We start from the raw sequence: 17813 nt of genomic DNA, 5'->3' as shown, positions 1-17813 counted from the left end.
TCGTATCTCCCCTTTACCGGTCTGATCATTTATTTGGCAGCTTCTAGTTTTTTCAATTCGTTATCCACGTTCTTTTTTGCTTCATCCAGCAGTTTCTTGGGCTCGCCTTTCCCGTTCAGTGCTAAATCCGTCACACGGAATGTTTCATCCCACATTTTTTGACCTGCCGGGGTAACAGGGCGAGTATGCGCGGTTGGCATCAAATCCAGGAATACTTTCAATTTTGGATTATCCGCTATTTTTAACTCCTCATTCACCTTCGGCATCGCTGTAATATCATTTCCGGCATCCGCACGTTTTCCCCAGAGCAGCGTACCTTCATAACCGCCGATATATTTGAGCAGCTCCCATGCTTCTTTAGGATGCTTGGCTCCTTTTGGCATAACCCAAGACCAGCCTCCTGCCCAGGTGGATTGAGCCTGTCCATCCTCTGCAGGCATCGGAGCGACGCCCCATTCAAATTTCGGTTTCACCTTTGCATTATTGATCAAATCGTTCAATATCCAGTTTCCGTCAAACACAAATCCGACTTTCCCCGTCCAGAATGGATTGATTCCGGTTTTCCCCATTACGTCATTGAAATTGTTAATTTTGGCCATGTCATACTTCTTCGCATAACCAGTCATCCATTCAAGCGCTTTCACGATTTGAGGGTCGTTCGGCGTTAGTTCCTCGTCTTTTGCCCATTCTCCGCCAAAGTTCCATCCCTGGGTATATAAGAAGCCCTGATTCATCCATGGAATTAACCCGACCTGCTCATACCCGCTGCTTGTTTTCTTGAATATCTTCTCAGCCGCCGCGTCAAGCTCGCTAATAGTAGTCGGTGGCTTCTCCGGGTCAAGACCGGCTTCTTTCATTAATGTTTTGTTGAAATACATCGCCCGGTTATCCGTGCCGAACGGCATAGCATATAATTCATTCTTGTAATTCCCTTCTGCCCAAACGCTGGGGTAGTAATCATCAGCGGTAACCGTGCCGTCTGCGAGATAAGGAGTTAAGCTCTCGAGAGACCCCTTGGCTGCCCACGCTCCCGCCATAAAGCGATCGAGTAAGGCCACGTCCGGAGGCGTTCCTCCGGCAATCAGAGTCGTCAATTTCTCGGTCCCTTGTTCGGTAATGTATTTTACTTTGATGTTAGGATGCGATTTCTCGAATTCACTAATAACAATCTTCGTATAATCCTGCTGGAACTTGCCGCCCCATGACCAAAAATCGAGTGTTACTTGCTTGCCGTTGTCTTTGCTATTCCCGTTATCGGCCCCGCTGTTTGCATCATCTCCATTTGCTGTACTGTCTCCGGTTTTTTTACTATTTCCATTTGATGTATTCGTTCCGCTTGCTTCATTCGTGCCTCCGCAGCCTGTTAATGCAATGGAAACTAATAGTGCAGCCACAACAAACATAATCATTTTGCTTTTAAATTGTAGAGTTTCAACACTCTTTTTCTTCACTTTCCAGCCTCCTTTTTAATCATCTCAATGGATATCTTTGACACCACCTTAGTGTAAACGCTTTAATTCAATTCGGTAATGTGCCTATGTTTGTATTTAGTGTAGTATTTTTGTTTTATGGTTACGCTCAATCTTCGACCCTTCCAATGCCTTCACTTTTGCAAGCTCAGCATCGAGATTCTTTTTCATTTCGCCCAGGAGGGCTTTTGGTTCACCCTGCAGATTGACTGCCAGTTTTTGTATGCGATACATCTCATCCCACATGAATCCGCCCACAGGCGTTACCGGACGAATGAATGCATGCTCCAGCAGCTCGATGAATATGTTCATTTTTTCCTTCTTATCCAATCCAAGCTGTGCGTTCACTTCTGGAATACAGGTCAGATCATAATTGCTAGCCGGTCGACCTGCCCAAAGAAGCGCCCCCTCTTTACCTGCAATGAATTTAATAAACCTCCACGCCTGATCTTGGTTCGTGGCTCCTTTAGGCATAACGAAAGACCAGCCTCCCGCCCAAGTAACCGATTTGTTACCCTCTTCTGAAGGCATCGGCGCTACACCCCACTCAAAATTAGCCTTATCGATATCGTTAAGCAGCCAGTTGCCTTCAAAAATAAAACCTACTTTGCCGGACATGAACGGATTTTGTCCGCGTTGCCTCAAACTATTCGAGAAATTCGTCATTTTCTTGTTGTCATATTTCCTGGCATAGCTTTGGATCCATTCCAGCGCCTTGACAATTTGCGGATCGTTTGGCATAAGTTCTCCGTTCTTCTCCCATTGGCCGCCAAAGTTCCAACCATGTGTATATAAGAACCCCTGGGCCATCCAAGGTATAATACCAACCTGATCATAACTTCCATTGCTGTTTTTTTTGAACATTCTTTCAGCCATTGCATCCAGCTCTGCTATCGTTGTCGGCGGTTTGTCCGGGTCAAGGCCCGCTTCCTGCATCATGGATTTGTTGTAAAACATAGCACGGCTGTCCATATTCCAAGGGAGGGCGTACGTTCTGCCCTTATATTGAGTTTCCGACCATACATTAGGGTAATAGAGGCTTGCCATATCATCATGGATGGCATACCAGGTTAAATCCTCCAGAGAATCCATTTCGGCCCATTGTCCGACCATAAACCGGTCAAACATTGCTACATCCGGTGCCTGGCCTCCTGCAATCGCGGTCTGCAATTTACCCGAAGCCTGGGTATTATCAGAGTTTTCAACAAAAGTCATTTGGACTTTGATATCCGGATTAACCGCTTCGAACGGTTTAACGACTGTATCGTAAAATTCTTTCTGAAATCCTCCTCCCCATGGAAACCAGAAGCTTATCGTTACAGGTTCGCTGCTCTTCTTTACATCACTCGAATCATCATTGTCATTGGCCGTCCCTGTGTCCGCTTCAGAATACGAAAATTCTTTGCTGCTGCAAGCGGCCAATAACATGATTACGGCTATCATGAGGATAAGAATGGAAGATACACGGCTTTTCTCGCCAAGTAAAAGCTCTCTCATCTTTACATAAATCCCCCTTACAATTAATGGAATCCGTTGCATATTGCGGCATCTGCTGCATGGGACGAGTTCAGCTGGCATGCTTAACCTGATCCCTCTTCGTGAGCGGTATCGTCATCGTAACCGTAGTACCTTCCCCGTATCGGCTGTGGATCTCAATCCCGTACTGAGGCCCGTAAGCGATTTTAATCTGTGAATTAATGTTTCGCAGCGCAAAATTCCGATTATCCTGCGGTTCCCCCCCTTTCAATATAAGCTGCAGCTCAGACAACTTATCATCCGATATCCCGGCCCCATCGTCAGCTACAATGAACTTCATGCAATTGCATTCCCGAATAAATGCTACATCAAGCCTGCCTTTGCCAGTTTTTTTCTCCAGCCCATGATAAATCGCGTTCTCTACGATAGGTTGAAATATAAATTTAAGCGCCTTAAAATCCGCAAGCGATGTGTCTGCTTTCAAGAGAAGAGTGAACTTATCCTGATAGCGAACCTTCTGAATCATGATATAGCTATCGATCAATTGTACGACCTCACTGACGTACACCTCATCCCTGCCTTCGCTGAGACTCAACCGCAAATACCTGGATAACCCAAAGACCATAGTGCTGATATCGTCCACCTTGTTAATCCGTGCAATCCAGTGTACCGAATCCAGCGTATTGTATAGAAAATGAGCGTTAATCTGAGAGCCGAGCATCTTGAGCTGAAGATCCTGCTCCAACAACTTCTGCACATATAGTTCATTGATTAATTCCTTGATATGAGCGACCATCTCGTTAAAATGAATAAACAAGTAACCGAATTCATCTTCCCGCTTGTCCTCGAGACGTACATCGAAATCGCCGTTTTTCGCTTTATGCATAGCCCGAATCATCTTTTGCAGCGGCCGGTGAACCGTCGAAGCAATAATCAAGGCCAACAGGATACCGATTGCGGAAAACAGGACTCCGAGCGATAACATGTAGAAGCGGATATCGTTCGCTTCCTTCATCAACTCCGAGCCGCGGAGCATACCGACTAGAGTCCAGGGGGCTGTTTCCAACTTGTTGTAAACAACGAGCACCTTTTCTCCATCGATTCGTTTGCTGAATATACCCTGATGCTTTTGTTCCAATTGAACACCAAGCATACTGGATAAGCGTATGCCGTCCTTGTCGCCGACAATCTGACCGGTTCCGTCGATAATGACATTCATGCCCGATCCGTCGTAGTCGATTTCCGATAGAATATCCATAATCTCTTTGGGATCTATCTCATATAACGTAACACCGATAATTTCTCCGCGGCTATTAAAATCCTTCTCCGCCCGCCCGAAGCAGAACACGGGCCCGGATTCCGCCTTCCATGGCGTAATAAACGACTTATGGATACCGAAGTAAACCGCTTGTCCGTCTGCTTCGCGAATTTGTTTGTACCAGAGCTCGAGGGAATGATCGTAAATATAGGGATTATAGGCAGGGGTTGAATCTCTAGGCGAGTAATGATAGGAAAAGCCTTTCTCGCCAAACAAGTAAACGCTATCCACATCGTTTCTTGAATTGACCAGATTAGATAGAAAGGCCGTATTGCTATTGTTGTTCTCGATTCGTTCCATTTCGTCAGACAGCTCTCCATCCAGCTGCTTCTGAATTTCCTTGTTGCCTACGACCAGCAGCGAGCGATCCTCGTATCCTTCGATGATTTTTTCAATCCGTTTACTCATTTGCTGGACATTCTGAAGAGCCATTCCGCCAATCTTGTTCTCCATCATCTCGGTGGATTTGACATAAGAGAGATACCCCATCACCGTAATAATGATAAGCATACTGGCGACATACAACCCAAAGACCCTCATGCCTACGTTGGTAAGCTTTATTCTCCTAATGAATGCCACAGTCCTGATTCCTCCTCTTCTACATACCGTGGTTGCGGAACTGAGCTGGTGTCATCCCTTCATATTCTTTGAATATTTTGACAAAATGCCGAAAGTCCTTATAACCTACGCGATCTGCTATCTCATAAATCTTAAGCAGCGTCTGCTCGAGCAGCTCCTTTGCTTTTGCAATCCGAATTCGAATGAGATAACGGCTAAGCGTTTCCCCAACCTCTGCGTGAAACAGCCTGCTGAAATAAGAGGGGTTCAAATATATATGTTCCGCTACACTATTGAGGCTAATGCCAAGGTGATAATTGTCATGAATGTAACGTAATGCTGTTTCGATGATGCGTTTCTGTCCAGACACAGACACAGTGGTATTCTTTGTTAAAAAGACACTCATGATCGTGGATTTCCATTCATTAAGGGGACACCGATAAAGCTGAAGCTTCTGTTGATGAGTAACTCTGAAGGGTTCTGAGGTATACTTAGCGGTGCATAGGTCTCGCCATTTGGAAAGAAGAATACCAATATACAAGTTCATCTCGCTTCGAACCGCAATGGCGGATGTTTGTTTGACGAGCTCTCTTAGATGCTCAGTCTGATCGTCAAGCATCTCGGAACATTTATGTTCATCCATCAGCTTCAAAGCGTGCAGCAGTCGATTAGAGCGTGCAGCATCCAGCGCTTCTGTTTTAATCGTTGCGACGGGTATGCTCCCTGCAAAAGATACTGACTGTCGCGCCCCCGGCATTTGGAATGCTGCATACGCTGCCGGCAATGGATGTCGTGGAGGCGCATTGACATCCATATAACTGCTTTCCATGATTACCGGGCCATAGACATGACCGGATTCTTCAGATAAATAACCCGCACTTTTTGTAAGCGCTTCCTTAAATGCAGAATAAAGATTCTTTCTATCCGAAATATCGCTGATCCCAATGGTAATTCGAATGCCCAGATATTTTTGTGCTCCTTCGATGACACGATAAGCACATCTGAATAATTGCTCATACATTGTCGGCTTGTCATGTTCTTGTGGAGAAACAATCAGCGCCAAATCAAGAAACTCGTTCTCATGTAAAGGACATGCGATGCATCGCATGCCATCGCCTGAAATCATCTCCTCCATCAGATTGCCAAGAGCGTATCGAATAAGTGAGCATTCCTTCTCATTCATGTCTCGTTCACCCCATTCGTGTACTACGGCAGCCAAAATAACGAGACGATTCGGATCCAGTTCAATCTGGAACGTTTTCCATTTGATCTGTAATTCGTTGTCCGGCATAGGTTGAGTTAGACACATTTCCAGATGCTTCTGTTTCGCGAGTGGTAAACTCTCTCTAATCCGGCTTGATAATTCTTCCAAGCGGTAAGAATCCTCCTTCTTTTTCATGATTTCGCAGACACACCGTTCAATGATCTCAAGCAGCACCTTCTCCTCAATCGGCTTGAGAATATAATCGAACGCACCGAGTTTGACAGCTTTTTGGGCATATGCGAAGTCGCTGAATCCGCTAATAAAGATCACCTTAATATCTGTGCCGCGTAATTTTAGCTCTTCAATTAATTCCAACCCATTCATGGAGGGCATTTTAATATCGGAAATAACGATATCCGGGATATTGTCATCTATCAGCAGGAGCGCCTTCCGTCCATCTTCGGCTTCTCCAATAAGTTGGATACCGTATGCCCCCCAGTCTATGGTTTGTTTCAAACCTTCCCGGATCCAAAGCTCATCATCCACAATCATGAGTTTAAACATTCAAGTGTCCTCCTCAATCTATCGATATCCTTGGTATCTCGCATCCGTTTCCGTCATATCCCCCCCTTCCCCCATCCCTCTGCCCGTTGTGACCCATTTTACAGAAGCGAAAGGATTTATATAATGTGCATATTTTTGGATTTGGTGTACTATTTTTACTTCACGATTTTGGTCGCATAGGCAGTCATCTCCAATATCCCTATATATTCGTTAAGGAGTACTATAGTCTGTCTACTTTATTCTCATACAACTAATATAGCTTGGCAAGTATTCCCAGTCCCATTGTAGCGGTAGGTTAATGGGCACACATATGGCGCCCTACATCTTCCGCATACATAAAGGGGCTGATTCCGGACCGGGCACGGCTCCAGTTCAGCAAAAAGAGCCGGCTGCAACAGCCGGCTCTTGGGCAAATAATTTATAAATGCTCTTAACTTGTGCGAAAAGATTTCACTGTGTGCATTTCCGGTCCCCTTCCGATATTGATTATAAAAGGGGACATTTGCCGTTTGAGCAAATGCCCCCTCTCGCCTAGCGGATGAACGTCTTCAAAAATTCAACCGATCTTCTGACATCTTCGGCCATTGTCCGCACAGGCGGGTTCTCTTCGTTATGCAGCAGCTCGAAGGCCAGCCAGCCGTTATATCCGATATCCGACAGTGCTTGAAGCAGCTTCTCCATATCGATGTCCCCTTCAAGGAGATCTTCCGTTGGAGTTCGCCCCCGTTGATTTCTTAAATGGAAGGCATCGATTCTTTCCGGGTAGGTCCGAATCCACTCAATCGGGTCGTATCCCGCAGCATGCGCCCATCCCGTGTCCACGCATAGTCCCACATCTGCACTGGCGTACTCAATAACGCTGCGCATGTCGCCTTCCGCATTATGCTTCTCATCCGCATGATTATGCAGGCTGACCTTCAGCCCCCATTCTCCTGCGGCAGCGGATATGCGCGACAAATGCTCGCCTTGCCGTTCAAATTCGTCCTCTGTTTTGGGGAGCGCAGCGCCCCACCCGCCTTTGGGATCCGCATTTATGATCAGATCCGTCCCTCCGGCCTCCGCCAGCCTGCGGGCCAGGGGCATGATGCTCTCCTCGAAAGGAATCGCCTGTTCATGAAGATTAAGCCCGATATAGGCACCCGAGACGGATAAACCGTACATCCGGGCCAGACTTACGAGCTCCGGCTCCGGATCGATTTCAACGGCGTTCATTCCTGCTGCCGCACACTCCCGGAATATTTCATCCCAGGAGGCCTCTCTTCGGTCGAACCGGAATCGTTCATGCCAACCGTACATCGCGGTCGAAAATCCTTTTATGATCATCCCTCAATTCTCCTTTACCTTCTGATGATAGGCGCATTGTTAACTTCCTATAACACGGAATGGGGCACCGTCTGCGGCGTTCCCGATTCTGCGCAATCATAGATGGCCTGCAGGCATTGAAAATTGAAAACCGCTTGCTCATTAATGGTTGCTTGCGAGTCCAGTCCTTTGACTTTCAAATAAAAGTAATAGATCGGATGGTCCATAACGGTAAAGGGGCCGTTATGGGCCATTAGGTTCTCCGTCGTTTCCACTTGTCCTTCTTTATCCCGTTTGTAATCAATCTGATCAGTTTCAAAATACGGCGACCACTTCACCGCACCCAGCGTGCCTTCCAGTTCAACATGATGATACGGTTCGCCGTGCGTACAGGATGCCCGCTCGTATTGAACCCATACGGATTTGCCGCCGGCAAGACAATACTTCAGCATCGCGCCGACATGGCCCTCGACATCGTATGTCGTATCCGCCGGATCGGCTTGCGTTACAGGCTTGCTTGTCCAGGCTGCAGCAACTTCAATTGACTCAGGCTGCAGCAGATCATTGAGCACTGTGAAATCATAAGGTCCCCAGTCCATCAGAATCCCGCCCGCGCTCTTGGCGCGGTCCAGAAACCATTTGCTCTCCTTCTGGTATTCCACGCCCGCCCGGGCGCGCTGGTTCCGGTATACGAATGTCACCTTATAAACCTCGCCCAATGTTTGCGAGTGGAGCATGGATTTGATTTCTTCGGTCTTGCAAAGGCCCAGGAAGCGGTCGCTGCAGCATCCCAGCATGCGGTTATGCCGTTTTGCGGTTTCAAGCAGCACCTTGGCTTCCTGGCCGTTCATCACCAGCGGTTTCTCGCATAATACATGACGGCCGGATTCCAGCGCCATCCGCGATAATTCAAAGTGCGTGAACGGAGGTGTGCCGACTATGACGATATCGTCCTCTCTCGCCGGCTCAGCAAGCATCGAACGCGCATCAGAATAGCTTTTCGCCTCGGGAAACGTTTCTGTGAAGGCGGCAAGCGCCTGCACGTTCGGATCTGCAGCCTTCAGCTCCACAGGCTCGCCGGCGGGAAGCTTGCGTATGGCCTCCGCGTGATACCGGCCGATTACACCTGCGCCAATAAGATAAATTCTCATTATATCCTCCATTACTCCCAGGGCATCTTGGCCGGGAAACCGATTTTCTCCATGCGGAACGCTTCCTTGGCTTTCTGCGGCAGCTGATCATATGTTTCTTGCGGGATCGGAATATAAGAGCCTCCGCCATACCAGCTCTTGTTAAAAATCATGGCCAGATTCGTACGGCGGTCGTTGGAGATGTTCGGGGTTCCGCGATGCCACATCCGGATATCGCGAATCACAATCGAACCGGCGGACATGAGCACCTTCTCGGAGAGCATATGTTCAGCCGCACGCACGATATGCAGATGCGGATTCACGCTTCCGTCCAGCGTGTCGTGGTTTGCCCGGTCCGGATTCAGATGTGTACCGCCAGGCCAAACCTCAAGCGGCCCGTTCTCTTCCGTAACATCGACCAACGGAATATTAACAACCAGGCTGAAGGTTGGCAGCGGAATCGACAAATCCGGGAAGAGAGGCATGATGTCGCAATGTACATTCTGGTAGTCGGAGCCCGGCATCGGCGTATCCGAAGCCAAATACGTACAGCGGTTGTCTGCGCCGAGAATGCTGTCGAGCACGGCTGTGGCAATCGGATTGCAAATAATCTCCTCGTCGATGTAGGGCTGCATGAAAGGGAGAAACATTTGCGCGCGATTCGTTCCCGTATTGAAGCCTTTACGTTCAATAAATTCATCGAAAAGCGGATCGAACGATTTGCGGATATGGGCGATTTTCTCATCGCTCAGCACTTTATCGAATAGAATATACCCATTGGTTTTTACCTGCTCAACCGCAATTTCCAATGTCTCCGGATTTAATTGTCTGGTCGAACGTTCTTGTTCCGTCAGTTGAATTTTCATTTGAATTCCTCCATTTATTCGATTTAATATCATTCACAATTTCGGGAAATAGGCATTATCGAATGGCTGCCCTTCTTTGGGCCGCGGTCCAAGCAGGCGGATGTTATCGACATTCTGCCCTTTGTTCCGGTAAACCGTATTCCCCGGCATCAGATGCGCAACGACTGACAGGCGCGGCTGATCGGACAGATTAGGGCCCGAAGCATGCAGCGTATACGCATGATGAAAGCTCACTTCTCCCGCCTTCAGGATCATCGGCACCTCGTTCCACACCCGTCCCTCTTTGGCGAACCGCTCCTTCAAGGAATCCAGATCCTGATCGAAGAACGAATCGCTGGCCGGGATAAGTCCCCACTTGTGCGAACCCGGAACGACAAGCATGCAGCCGTTCTGTACCTTCGTATCCTGCAGCGCCACCCAAGCCGTCACCAGATTAGCGGTATCCGTGCATTGCCAATAGGCATAATCCTGATGCCAGCCCACATTCCCGGATTTCTCCGCGGCCTGCTGCCCGGTTCCCGGTTTATGAATGACCTGGTCGTACCACAGCCTCGCTTCGCCAGTGCCCATTAACTGCGCCGCGATCTGCCCAAGCAGCGGGCTGGTAACCGCTTCTCTCACTTCATCGTTAATCCACCAGGCATTGTCCATCTTCCGAAGCTGAAGCGGATTGCCGTTTGGATGCCAGTCTGACAGCGGAAAGCCGTCTCCGTCATAATCACCGTCCCAAATACGGTCATGGGCTCTCTGCAATCGTTCCAGCTGTTCGTCATTGAAGATCCGGCCGCTTATCCAGTATCCGTTCTCCTGATAGAACGCGAGTTCTTCCCCTGTCAGTTGAATTTGTCCGTTCATACCTGTCCTCCCTGGGCGTTCTATTCCTTGACTGAGCCGAGCATGATGCCGTGAATAAAATATCTTTGCAGGAATGGATAAATAAGAAGAATCGGAAGCATGCCAATCACGATTTTCGCCGCATTCAACGTTTGATTGGACAGCCTTTTGAACATTTCAATCTTTTCTGCCGAGGATACATTTTGCAGATTCGTTTGAACGACAAACTGTTGAATATACGTTTGAAGCGGATATTTATCCATACTCCGCATAAATACGAGACCGTCAAAAAAGGAATTCCAATGGCTGACAATGCTGAACAACGTGACTGTGGCCAAAGCCGGCGTGGACAGCGGAATGAATACCTTCATCAGCATGTACCATGGACCTGCTCCATCGATATGCCCCGCTTCCGATAATTCCTTGGGAATGCTCCGGAAGAAATTCATCAGCAGAATAACGTTGAATACCGGTACTGCAGTCGGGAGCACCAAAGCCCAAATGGTGTCGAACATTCCCAAGTATTTCATCAAAATATAGAGAGGAATGATCCCGCCGCTGAACAGCATTGTCACAATGATGAACCACATGTACAGATCACGGGAACGAAATTCCGCAACCTGACGGGATAGCGGGTATGCCATTGATACCGTTATCACAAAATTGATGATGCCGCCTACCAGCACCCGCTTCACGGATATGAAAAAAGAGCCGAGAAAATTTTTGTCGTTCAATATCGTGTCATACGCAAAGGTGTTGAAACCGACGGGCCACAAGGTCACTTTACCCGCCGCCGCTGCGGCTTTATCACTAAAGGATACTGCGACCGTATACAAAATCGGAGCCAATGAGAGAACAGCTATAACAGTCATAAGGAGGTATAAGGTGCCTCGTGACAGACGCGCCGTCCCTGTTTTGTTCCGAACCATGAGCTTGCCACCCCTTTCTGGTTAAAAGATACGATAATTGGCAAATCTGCTGGCCAACCGGTACGAGATGAAAATCAAGATCAATGCGATTACCGATTTCATTAATCCAACCGCAGTCGCCAAACCAAATTGGGCTTGTACAATACCAACACGGTACACGTACGTATCAATAATATCGCCAGAGTCATACACGAGCGGATTGTACAAATTGAAGATCTGATCGAATCCGGCATTCAAGATGTTTCCGATGCTTAACGTTCCGAGAAGCACGATGGTCGGTGCTATACCCGGCAGCGTAACATGTCTTAATTTTTGCAGCCATGACGCGCCATCGATTTCAGCCGCTTCGTATAAGGTCAGGCTGATTCCGGTCAGAGCCGCCAGGTAGATAATCGCATTAAAACCGAATTCCTTCCAAACATCGCTTGAAATGATAATCCACGGAAACAGGGTATTGCTTCCAAGGAACATAATAGGCTCCATGCCAAAAGCTTGCAGCGCATTATTAACCACCCCGTCGAGCGAGAGAAGATCGATTATAATGCCGGATAAAATAACCCAGGACAAGAAGTGCGGCAAATAGACGATCGTCTGCACCCAGCGTTTGAAGGCTACTTTCCTTACTTCGTTCAATAGAATGGCGAAAATCAACGGCAGGACGCTATTGGCGACAATCTTCCAAAAAGCGATATTAATGGTGTTGAAAAAAATCGTTTTGCTGTCGCGCATATCAAATAAATAGTTAAAGTTTTCCAATCCGACCCAGGGCGATTTCGTAAAGCCCAGCCCCATTTTGAAATCCTTAAAGGCGAGCACAATGCCGACCATCGGAATGACACTAAAAATAATAAGCAGAATCATTCCCGGCAATAACATCATGTGGTAGTGCTTCTGAAAAGTATTATGCTTCATTCTAATAACGCCTCATTTCCTGAAGAAACAGCAGAGGGACATAAAGCGCCGGTCCATCCTTGGCGCTTTATGCAATCCATTGGATTATTTCTGTATTTCTTCCTCAATCTCTTTAATAATCGTATCGCCGCCTTCGGCTTTCCAGTCCTCCACGAACTTATCGAATGCATCCAAATCCAGGCTTCCCAGCACGATTTTATAGAACGTTTCGTTTTCCAGCTTCTGCAGGTTGGCCCACCGCCGCTCCATCGTTTTGGTTGAAGCGCTGAATACGGGATCGATCGCATTCATTTCCAGCTCCAGTACGCCCGCTCCTACCAAATAAGCCTGGGGCGCCGCCCAATCGTCGGCATTCGCTTTGGGATTTGCCTTATCCTTGAGCGCCTGCTCGTATACCAATTGCATTTCCCCGTCCAATTCTTCCGGCTTCACCTTGCCTGCCAATGCTTCGAGAAGCAGCTCGTGTTTTTTCGTTGCGGCATCAGGGTAATCCGTAATCATCGTAAGCGGCCAGAGGGAATGGCCGACGATCAGATTTTTGGCCTTTTCATCCGGTGTATGCGACACCTGATCATACATATTGGCATAGACGACAGCCGCTTCCGGATGCTTGAAGCCTTTCTTGACGACGAGGTAAGACTGGGCGGCAGGCAGTGACGAGATATTGTACTTGCCGTCCTTATCCCCAATCATGTAAGCCCGCCAATCAGCCTTCGGGTCATTCTTTACTGAGGCGGTCAGCGCCCAGGGCGTCCACCAGGGACCGAAGAACGCGCCTCCTTTGCCGCTGGCTACAAGCTCATCGGGACTTTTCCTCAGCGCGAATTCCTTATCGATAAGACCTTCCTTGTACATATCGCGGATAACGCTCAGCGCTTCCTTGACTCCAGGCATCGTCGAGCCATATACGATATTGCCTGTTTCATCCTTTACCCAGGTCAAGGGATACGAATTGAATGCATTGAAGATCCCTTTGAAATCATGCAGGCCGCCGCCCTGGGCGGAGAGCGTTACGTTATTGCCGGTTAAGCCGATCGTGTCGGCGGCGCCGTTTCCGTCAGGATCCTTCTCCACGAACGCTTTGAGCACGGCCCTCAATTCATCAATGTTCTTGGGCGGCTGAAGGCCCAGCTTGTCCAGCCAATCCTGACGGACCCAGAGCATGGAAGGGGCATCGGCTTGAATGCCCACGCTCGGCAGCGCCAGCAATTTCCCGCCGTAGGTCGCGGCGTCTATCACCTTGTTGTCGGTAGCCTGGTAGAACTTCCGGATTTCCGGCGTCACGTATTTCTCGTACACATCCGTCAAATCTTCAAGCTGATCCGATGCCGCCATGGCGCGGAATGTCTTCTCATCGACCACCATCATGTCGGGCATGTCGTTGCTTGCGACGGCCAGCTGCATTTTTTGATCATAATCGGTCGAAGAAGCGTACCACATGACCTTGGTTTTAATGTTCGTTTTGTCGAACACATATCGGGTATACTCATTGTCCTCGATCGTCTCGCCTTCCTTCATGGTCAGGTCCGGAAGGACGGACTTGATGATCTGAATCTCTACCGGCTCTGGCAAACGAAACGGATCCACAGGCGTATTGTCGGATGCTTGCTGCCCTCCCGTGTTTGTATCTGAGGCGTTATTGCTGCTGCATCCCGCAAATACAAGAGAGGCGGCCAACACAAGGCCGAGCATTTTCACAACTTTCATATTCTCCCACCCTTTTTGGATTGAATATTTTGCTAGCGTTTTCATTATAAAAGAAAAAAACTCCCGTCGGGAGCTCAAGCGTCCATAATCTCGTATACGATCGTACTATATATACGTCCTCTATCCCTATCTAAAAGATGATTCATGGCTATTTTTTGGATGATAGTGCACCCCGCTGCTTCTGGCGGTATTCGCTTGGCGTCAGACCCGTCTGCTCGCGGAATAACCGGCTGAAATATTTTTCATTCGGGTAACCGGTTCTCTCCGCGATCATCACGATCGGAATTCCCGTCTGTCCGAGCAGCTCCTCCGCTTTGGCAATCCGCCGGTCGCGGACATATTCATTGAAGGGCTTCCCGATAATATCCTTGAAGCATTGGCTGAAATAGCTGCGGCTCATGTGAACCGTGCCGGCCATTTCGACAAGACCAGTCTGCAGCGTAATATCCTGTGCAATCAAGTCGGCCGCCTTGAGAATGCTGTCCACGATCGACCCGGAGTACATCGATTTATTCGTTAAATCGATCATGCTCCGCCGCGTCTCGCGGAGCCATTCCTCCCACTCGTACCAATACAATAAGCTGCCGATCCGGCGGCTTCCGGATATTGTATCGGCGGAGAGCGTCCGTTCCCATTCCCGGACAGCGGAGTAGAAGATACTCTCCAGCCTCTCCTTCGGCAGCCGCATCAGCTTCAGATCAGTCAACCACTCGTTGAATACCGGATCATTGTTTACCCAGCTGAGCGATGACCACCGTTTATGCATTTCACGCACATCGTCTTCGAACACGATCGGCCAGTTCTCCTGCTCCGATACAATAGATATATCGTACAGACGCTTACCCGCCTCCAATTCGTACAACAATCCCCGGTTGCGGAACTCCCTCAGCCATTTGACGGCCTCTCCTCTGTCGAAGCCCTCAATATCGGGCAGTCGTATCAGAACAATATCGGGCTCGACCTGCAGCCGTTCCGGCAAATCCTCACCCTGCAGCGACAAGGCATCGCTATCGCCTTGGACCCACAGCCATAAATCCTGTTCCACTTCCGTCATAAAGTCTCCCGGCCTAACCGGCAGCCGTCTAGTCCAATCGCTGTCCTGCCGGGGAGTCAGGGATAATAAAACAAGACCGGTCCCGCTCTGAAATTGAAGCTTCTCGTTCTCCTCCGGCAGAAACCGGCTCGCTGGCGGACGTTTCCCGGTTTCTTCGGCAATCCTCCCCATAATGCGCGCAAGCACATCCTCCATTTTCTCTTTTTCCAGCTGCGTCTTCACGATATAGTCGATTGCACCGAGCCGGAGCGATTCTTGAATATATTCGAAATCCTGATGGAAGGTCAGGACGATCAACCAAATATCCGGGAAGCGGATGCGGACGGTGCGCATTAATTCGATGCCCGACATGACCGGCATGGCCAAATCGGTAACGAGCATTTGGACATCATTATTCTGCAGAAATTGAAGTGCTGCCTCGCCGTTAGCCGCTTCTCCGACAACCTGCAGCCCGAATTGCTTCCAGGGCATCAGAACCATCAGCCCTTTGCGGACCAATTTATCATCATCCACAATCAATACGTTCATCTCATACACCAGCCTTTTGTAAAGGAATGCGAAGCAGAACAGTGGTACCTCCGCTCTCGTTGCTTTTCATTTGTATTACGGCTTCCGATCCATATCGCGATGAAAGCACGCGCTTGACGTAATTGATACCGATGCCAAACCCCATCTTCTTATTCTCGCCGCGCTCATTATGAAGCAGCTTATGAATGGTCTCCCCGGATAATCCGATTCCGTTATCGGTTACCGAGAGGACGACATGGGACGATCCTTCCAGGCTGACCCGCACCTGTATCACCCCATCGTCTCCCAATCCGTGATATAAGGCGTTCTCCACAAGAGGCTGCAGAATAAACTTGGGAATGTCCAGATTTTCGATGGTTGCGTCAGCATCAATTTCCACGCCAAAGCGAAAATCATAGCGTATCTGCTGCAAATTCAAATATTCCCTCAGGGCGCCGATCTCCTGCCGGATCGTCGTTTCTTGTCCCTGCTTGTCCAGATTGTAATGGAGCAGCTTGTTGAGTGACGTAACAAGACCGTCGATCTCGTCCTGGCCGTTCAGGCGCGCAAGCCAGCAAACCGTATCGAGCGTGTTATAGAGAAAATGCGGATTGATCTGGTACATCAGCTTTTCGACCTCAAGGTCGGCTTTTCGTTTCTCCTTCTGCTCCACTTCGGCAAGCAGCTCCCAGATCCGCCTGCGCATGTTCCAAAATTGATGCAGCAGATGATCGAACTCGGGAATTTGCGAAGTCTTGATCTCAGAATGAAAGTTTTTGTTTGTCAGCTGCATGATCTCTTTATTGAATTTTGTAAGAGGCACGTACACCATCCGCCAGAGCAGCCAGCCAAGCAGCAGACTGACGGCAATCGACAATAGGGAGAAGCCGGCAAACTGCTTGATCCATTCCGATATTTCCTTGCTGTACTCCGACTGCGGGATGACGGAAACAACGCTCCAGCCCTGATTGCTGACATTCCGAAATAAATAATATCCCTTATGCTTCAAGGATTTGCCCGGTACATTCTCGTCCGGATACATCGTGCCGACAGGAAAATCAGCCGGATTCTCGCTGTAGCTGACCAAACCCTGATCATTGACGATCAGATGGTCGACCTGCATGCCATCCTGGCTGCTCTCCAATATTTTCTCGGCAAATTTGAATCCGGTTTCAATATAAACGTACACATCGTCCCGATCCGGGATATTGGCCTGCCGGAAGACGGAGATGACGTTATTGTCGTCAAACCGGTTGCTGGCTTTGTGCGGACCATAATAAGTGATGCTGTCATACTGCTGCAGAATGGGCAAGCTGTCCAAATCAAAATCTTTTTTGATCGGGAAGTTCTCAAATAAAAAGCGATGGTCGTTCTTAAAATAATAGAATGTCAGCCCGATCGACGGATTGGCAAAGTTGATAATATTGAGCTCGTTGACGAGCTCCTTCTCTAATCGCGATTTTTCATATACATCCGCTGTATCCAGATAGTTTTGTAAATCTTGTCCAATACTTCCGTTAAATGCTAGCTGCTGTGTAACATGATTCAGGTTGGATAACGTGTTCTCCAGCGAAAGTTCAACCTGCTGCAAGTTATTTTGCACGCCTGACTCGATTTTGTTGTCCAGCATGGAATACATTTTATAGTATGAAAGAGTTCCAATTAAGGCCAACGGGATAAGCGAGCTGGTCAGAATAATGATGAGAAGCCGCTTCTTCAGGGATAGCCTGGTCAATAAGCTGCGGTTCAATGAATGCGCCTCCAAAACTCTATGAATTGAGTAAAATAGGTTCCTGTAAGGTGGAAAAAAGACGTCTCTTCTTAACCGCGAGGCTGATTGTGCAGCCCACGAGAGACGTCCTTCAAGAAAGTTATGGTCAGTATATCAAAACATCAGCACATTCGACAATCATTTCCCGGTGTCCGGCAGGGGCTCTATGCAGCCCCGGCCCATGCCGGTCGTAAACTTCGTTGCCGTAAAAG

At 48.5% G+C, this 17813-nt stretch carries 13 protein-coding genes; all 13 read right to left on the bottom strand.

Features of this window, described 5'->3' with window-relative positions; genetic code table 11:
- Nucleotides 1–29: 29 nt before the first annotated feature.
- Nucleotides 30–1451 (bottom strand): ABC transporter substrate-binding protein, encoded by a 1422-nt coding sequence (locus tag ACFOLF_RS26015; RefSeq protein ID WP_210044156.1) that lies wholly within the window; start codon nt 1449–1451, stop codon nt 30–32.
- Nucleotides 1452–1547: 96 nt separating this feature from the next.
- The gene (locus ACFOLF_RS26010) at nt 1548–3008 is read right to left on the bottom strand and encodes an ABC transporter substrate-binding protein (protein ID WP_210044155.1); all 1461 of its coding nucleotides are present in this window, start codon (nt 3006–3008) and stop codon (nt 1548–1550) included.
- 28 nt (nt 3009–3036) lie between these two features.
- Nucleotides 3037–4842, bottom strand: coding sequence for a cache domain-containing sensor histidine kinase (locus ACFOLF_RS26005; RefSeq protein WP_379219548.1), 1806 nt, complete (start codon nt 4840–4842; stop codon nt 3037–3039).
- 19 nt (nt 4843–4861) lie between these two features.
- The gene (locus ACFOLF_RS26000; RefSeq protein ID WP_210044153.1) at nt 4862–6589 is read right to left on the bottom strand and encodes a response regulator transcription factor; all 1728 of its coding nucleotides are present in this window, start codon (nt 6587–6589) and stop codon (nt 4862–4864) included.
- Between the two features lie 531 nt (nt 6590–7120).
- Complete coding sequence (locus tag ACFOLF_RS25995) at nt 7121–7912, bottom strand: sugar phosphate isomerase/epimerase family protein (RefSeq protein ID WP_210044152.1); 792 nt, start codon at nt 7910–7912, stop codon at nt 7121–7123.
- 47 nt (nt 7913–7959) lie between these two features.
- Nucleotides 7960–9042, bottom strand: a complete 1083-nt coding sequence (locus ACFOLF_RS25990; RefSeq protein WP_210044151.1) for a Gfo/Idh/MocA family protein — start codon at nt 9040–9042, stop codon at nt 7960–7962.
- An 11-nt stretch (nt 9043–9053) separates the two neighbouring features.
- On the bottom strand, nt 9054–9887 hold the full coding sequence (locus tag ACFOLF_RS25985) for a phytanoyl-CoA dioxygenase family protein (protein WP_210044150.1): 834 nt from the start codon (nt 9885–9887) through the stop codon (nt 9054–9056).
- Nucleotides 9888–9920: 33 nt separating this feature from the next.
- The gene (locus ACFOLF_RS25980; protein WP_210044149.1) at nt 9921–10742 is read right to left on the bottom strand and encodes a phytanoyl-CoA dioxygenase family protein; all 822 of its coding nucleotides are present in this window, start codon (nt 10740–10742) and stop codon (nt 9921–9923) included.
- Nucleotides 10743–10762: 20 nt separating this feature from the next.
- Complete coding sequence (locus tag ACFOLF_RS25975; RefSeq protein ID WP_210044148.1) at nt 10763–11650, bottom strand: carbohydrate ABC transporter permease; 888 nt, start codon at nt 11648–11650, stop codon at nt 10763–10765.
- A gap of 21 nt (nt 11651–11671) precedes the next feature.
- Nucleotides 11672–12562, bottom strand: coding sequence for an ABC transporter permease (locus ACFOLF_RS25970; RefSeq protein WP_210044147.1), 891 nt, complete (start codon nt 12560–12562; stop codon nt 11672–11674).
- An 84-nt stretch (nt 12563–12646) separates the two neighbouring features.
- Nucleotides 12647–14269, bottom strand: coding sequence for an extracellular solute-binding protein (locus ACFOLF_RS25965; protein ID WP_210044146.1), 1623 nt, complete (start codon nt 14267–14269; stop codon nt 12647–12649).
- A gap of 148 nt (nt 14270–14417) precedes the next feature.
- Nucleotides 14418–15851, bottom strand: coding sequence for a response regulator transcription factor (locus ACFOLF_RS25960; protein WP_210044145.1), 1434 nt, complete (start codon nt 15849–15851; stop codon nt 14418–14420).
- 1 nt (nt 15852) lies between these two features.
- Nucleotides 15853–17580, bottom strand: coding sequence for a sensor histidine kinase (locus ACFOLF_RS25955; protein ID WP_379113401.1), 1728 nt, complete (start codon nt 17578–17580; stop codon nt 15853–15855).
- Nucleotides 17581–17813 lie beyond the last annotated feature (233 nt).

Source organism: Paenibacillus sepulcri (assembly GCF_042647105.1).
Taxonomy (GTDB): domain Bacteria; phylum Bacillota; class Bacilli; order Paenibacillales; family Paenibacillaceae; genus Paenibacillus_Z; species Paenibacillus_Z sepulcri.
The sequence above is the reverse complement of the archived record's forward strand: the minus strand, read 5'-3'. Positions and strand labels throughout refer to the sequence as shown.

Coding starts and splice junctions, on each gene's coding strand:
- ACFOLF_RS26010 (WP_210044155.1), bottom strand. CDS start 3,008: ATGCAACGGATTCCATTAATTGTAAGGGGGATTTATGTAAAGATGAGA.
- ACFOLF_RS26000 (WP_210044153.1), bottom strand. CDS start 6,589: ATGTTTAAACTCATGATTGTGGATGATGAGCTTTGGATCCGGGAAGGT.
- ACFOLF_RS25995 (WP_210044152.1), bottom strand. CDS start 7,912: ATGATCATAAAAGGATTTTCGACCGCGATGTACGGTTGGCATGAACGA.
- ACFOLF_RS25990 (WP_210044151.1), bottom strand. CDS start 9,042: ATGAGAATTTATCTTATTGGCGCAGGTGTAATCGGCCGGTATCACGCG.
- ACFOLF_RS25985 (WP_210044150.1), bottom strand. CDS start 9,887: ATGAAAATTCAACTGACGGAACAAGAACGTTCGACCAGACAATTAAAT.
- ACFOLF_RS25980 (WP_210044149.1), bottom strand. CDS start 10,742: ATGAACGGACAAATTCAACTGACAGGGGAAGAACTCGCGTTCTATCAG.
- ACFOLF_RS25975 (WP_210044148.1), bottom strand. CDS start 11,650: ATGGTTCGGAACAAAACAGGGACGGCGCGTCTGTCACGAGGCACCTTA.
- ACFOLF_RS25970 (WP_210044147.1), bottom strand. CDS start 12,562: ATGAAGCATAATACTTTTCAGAAGCACTACCACATGATGTTATTGCCG.
- ACFOLF_RS25965 (WP_210044146.1), bottom strand. CDS start 14,269: ATGAAAGTTGTGAAAATGCTCGGCCTTGTGTTGGCCGCCTCTCTTGTA.
- ACFOLF_RS25960 (WP_210044145.1), bottom strand. CDS start 15,851: ATGAACGTATTGATTGTGGATGATGATAAATTGGTCCGCAAAGGGCTG.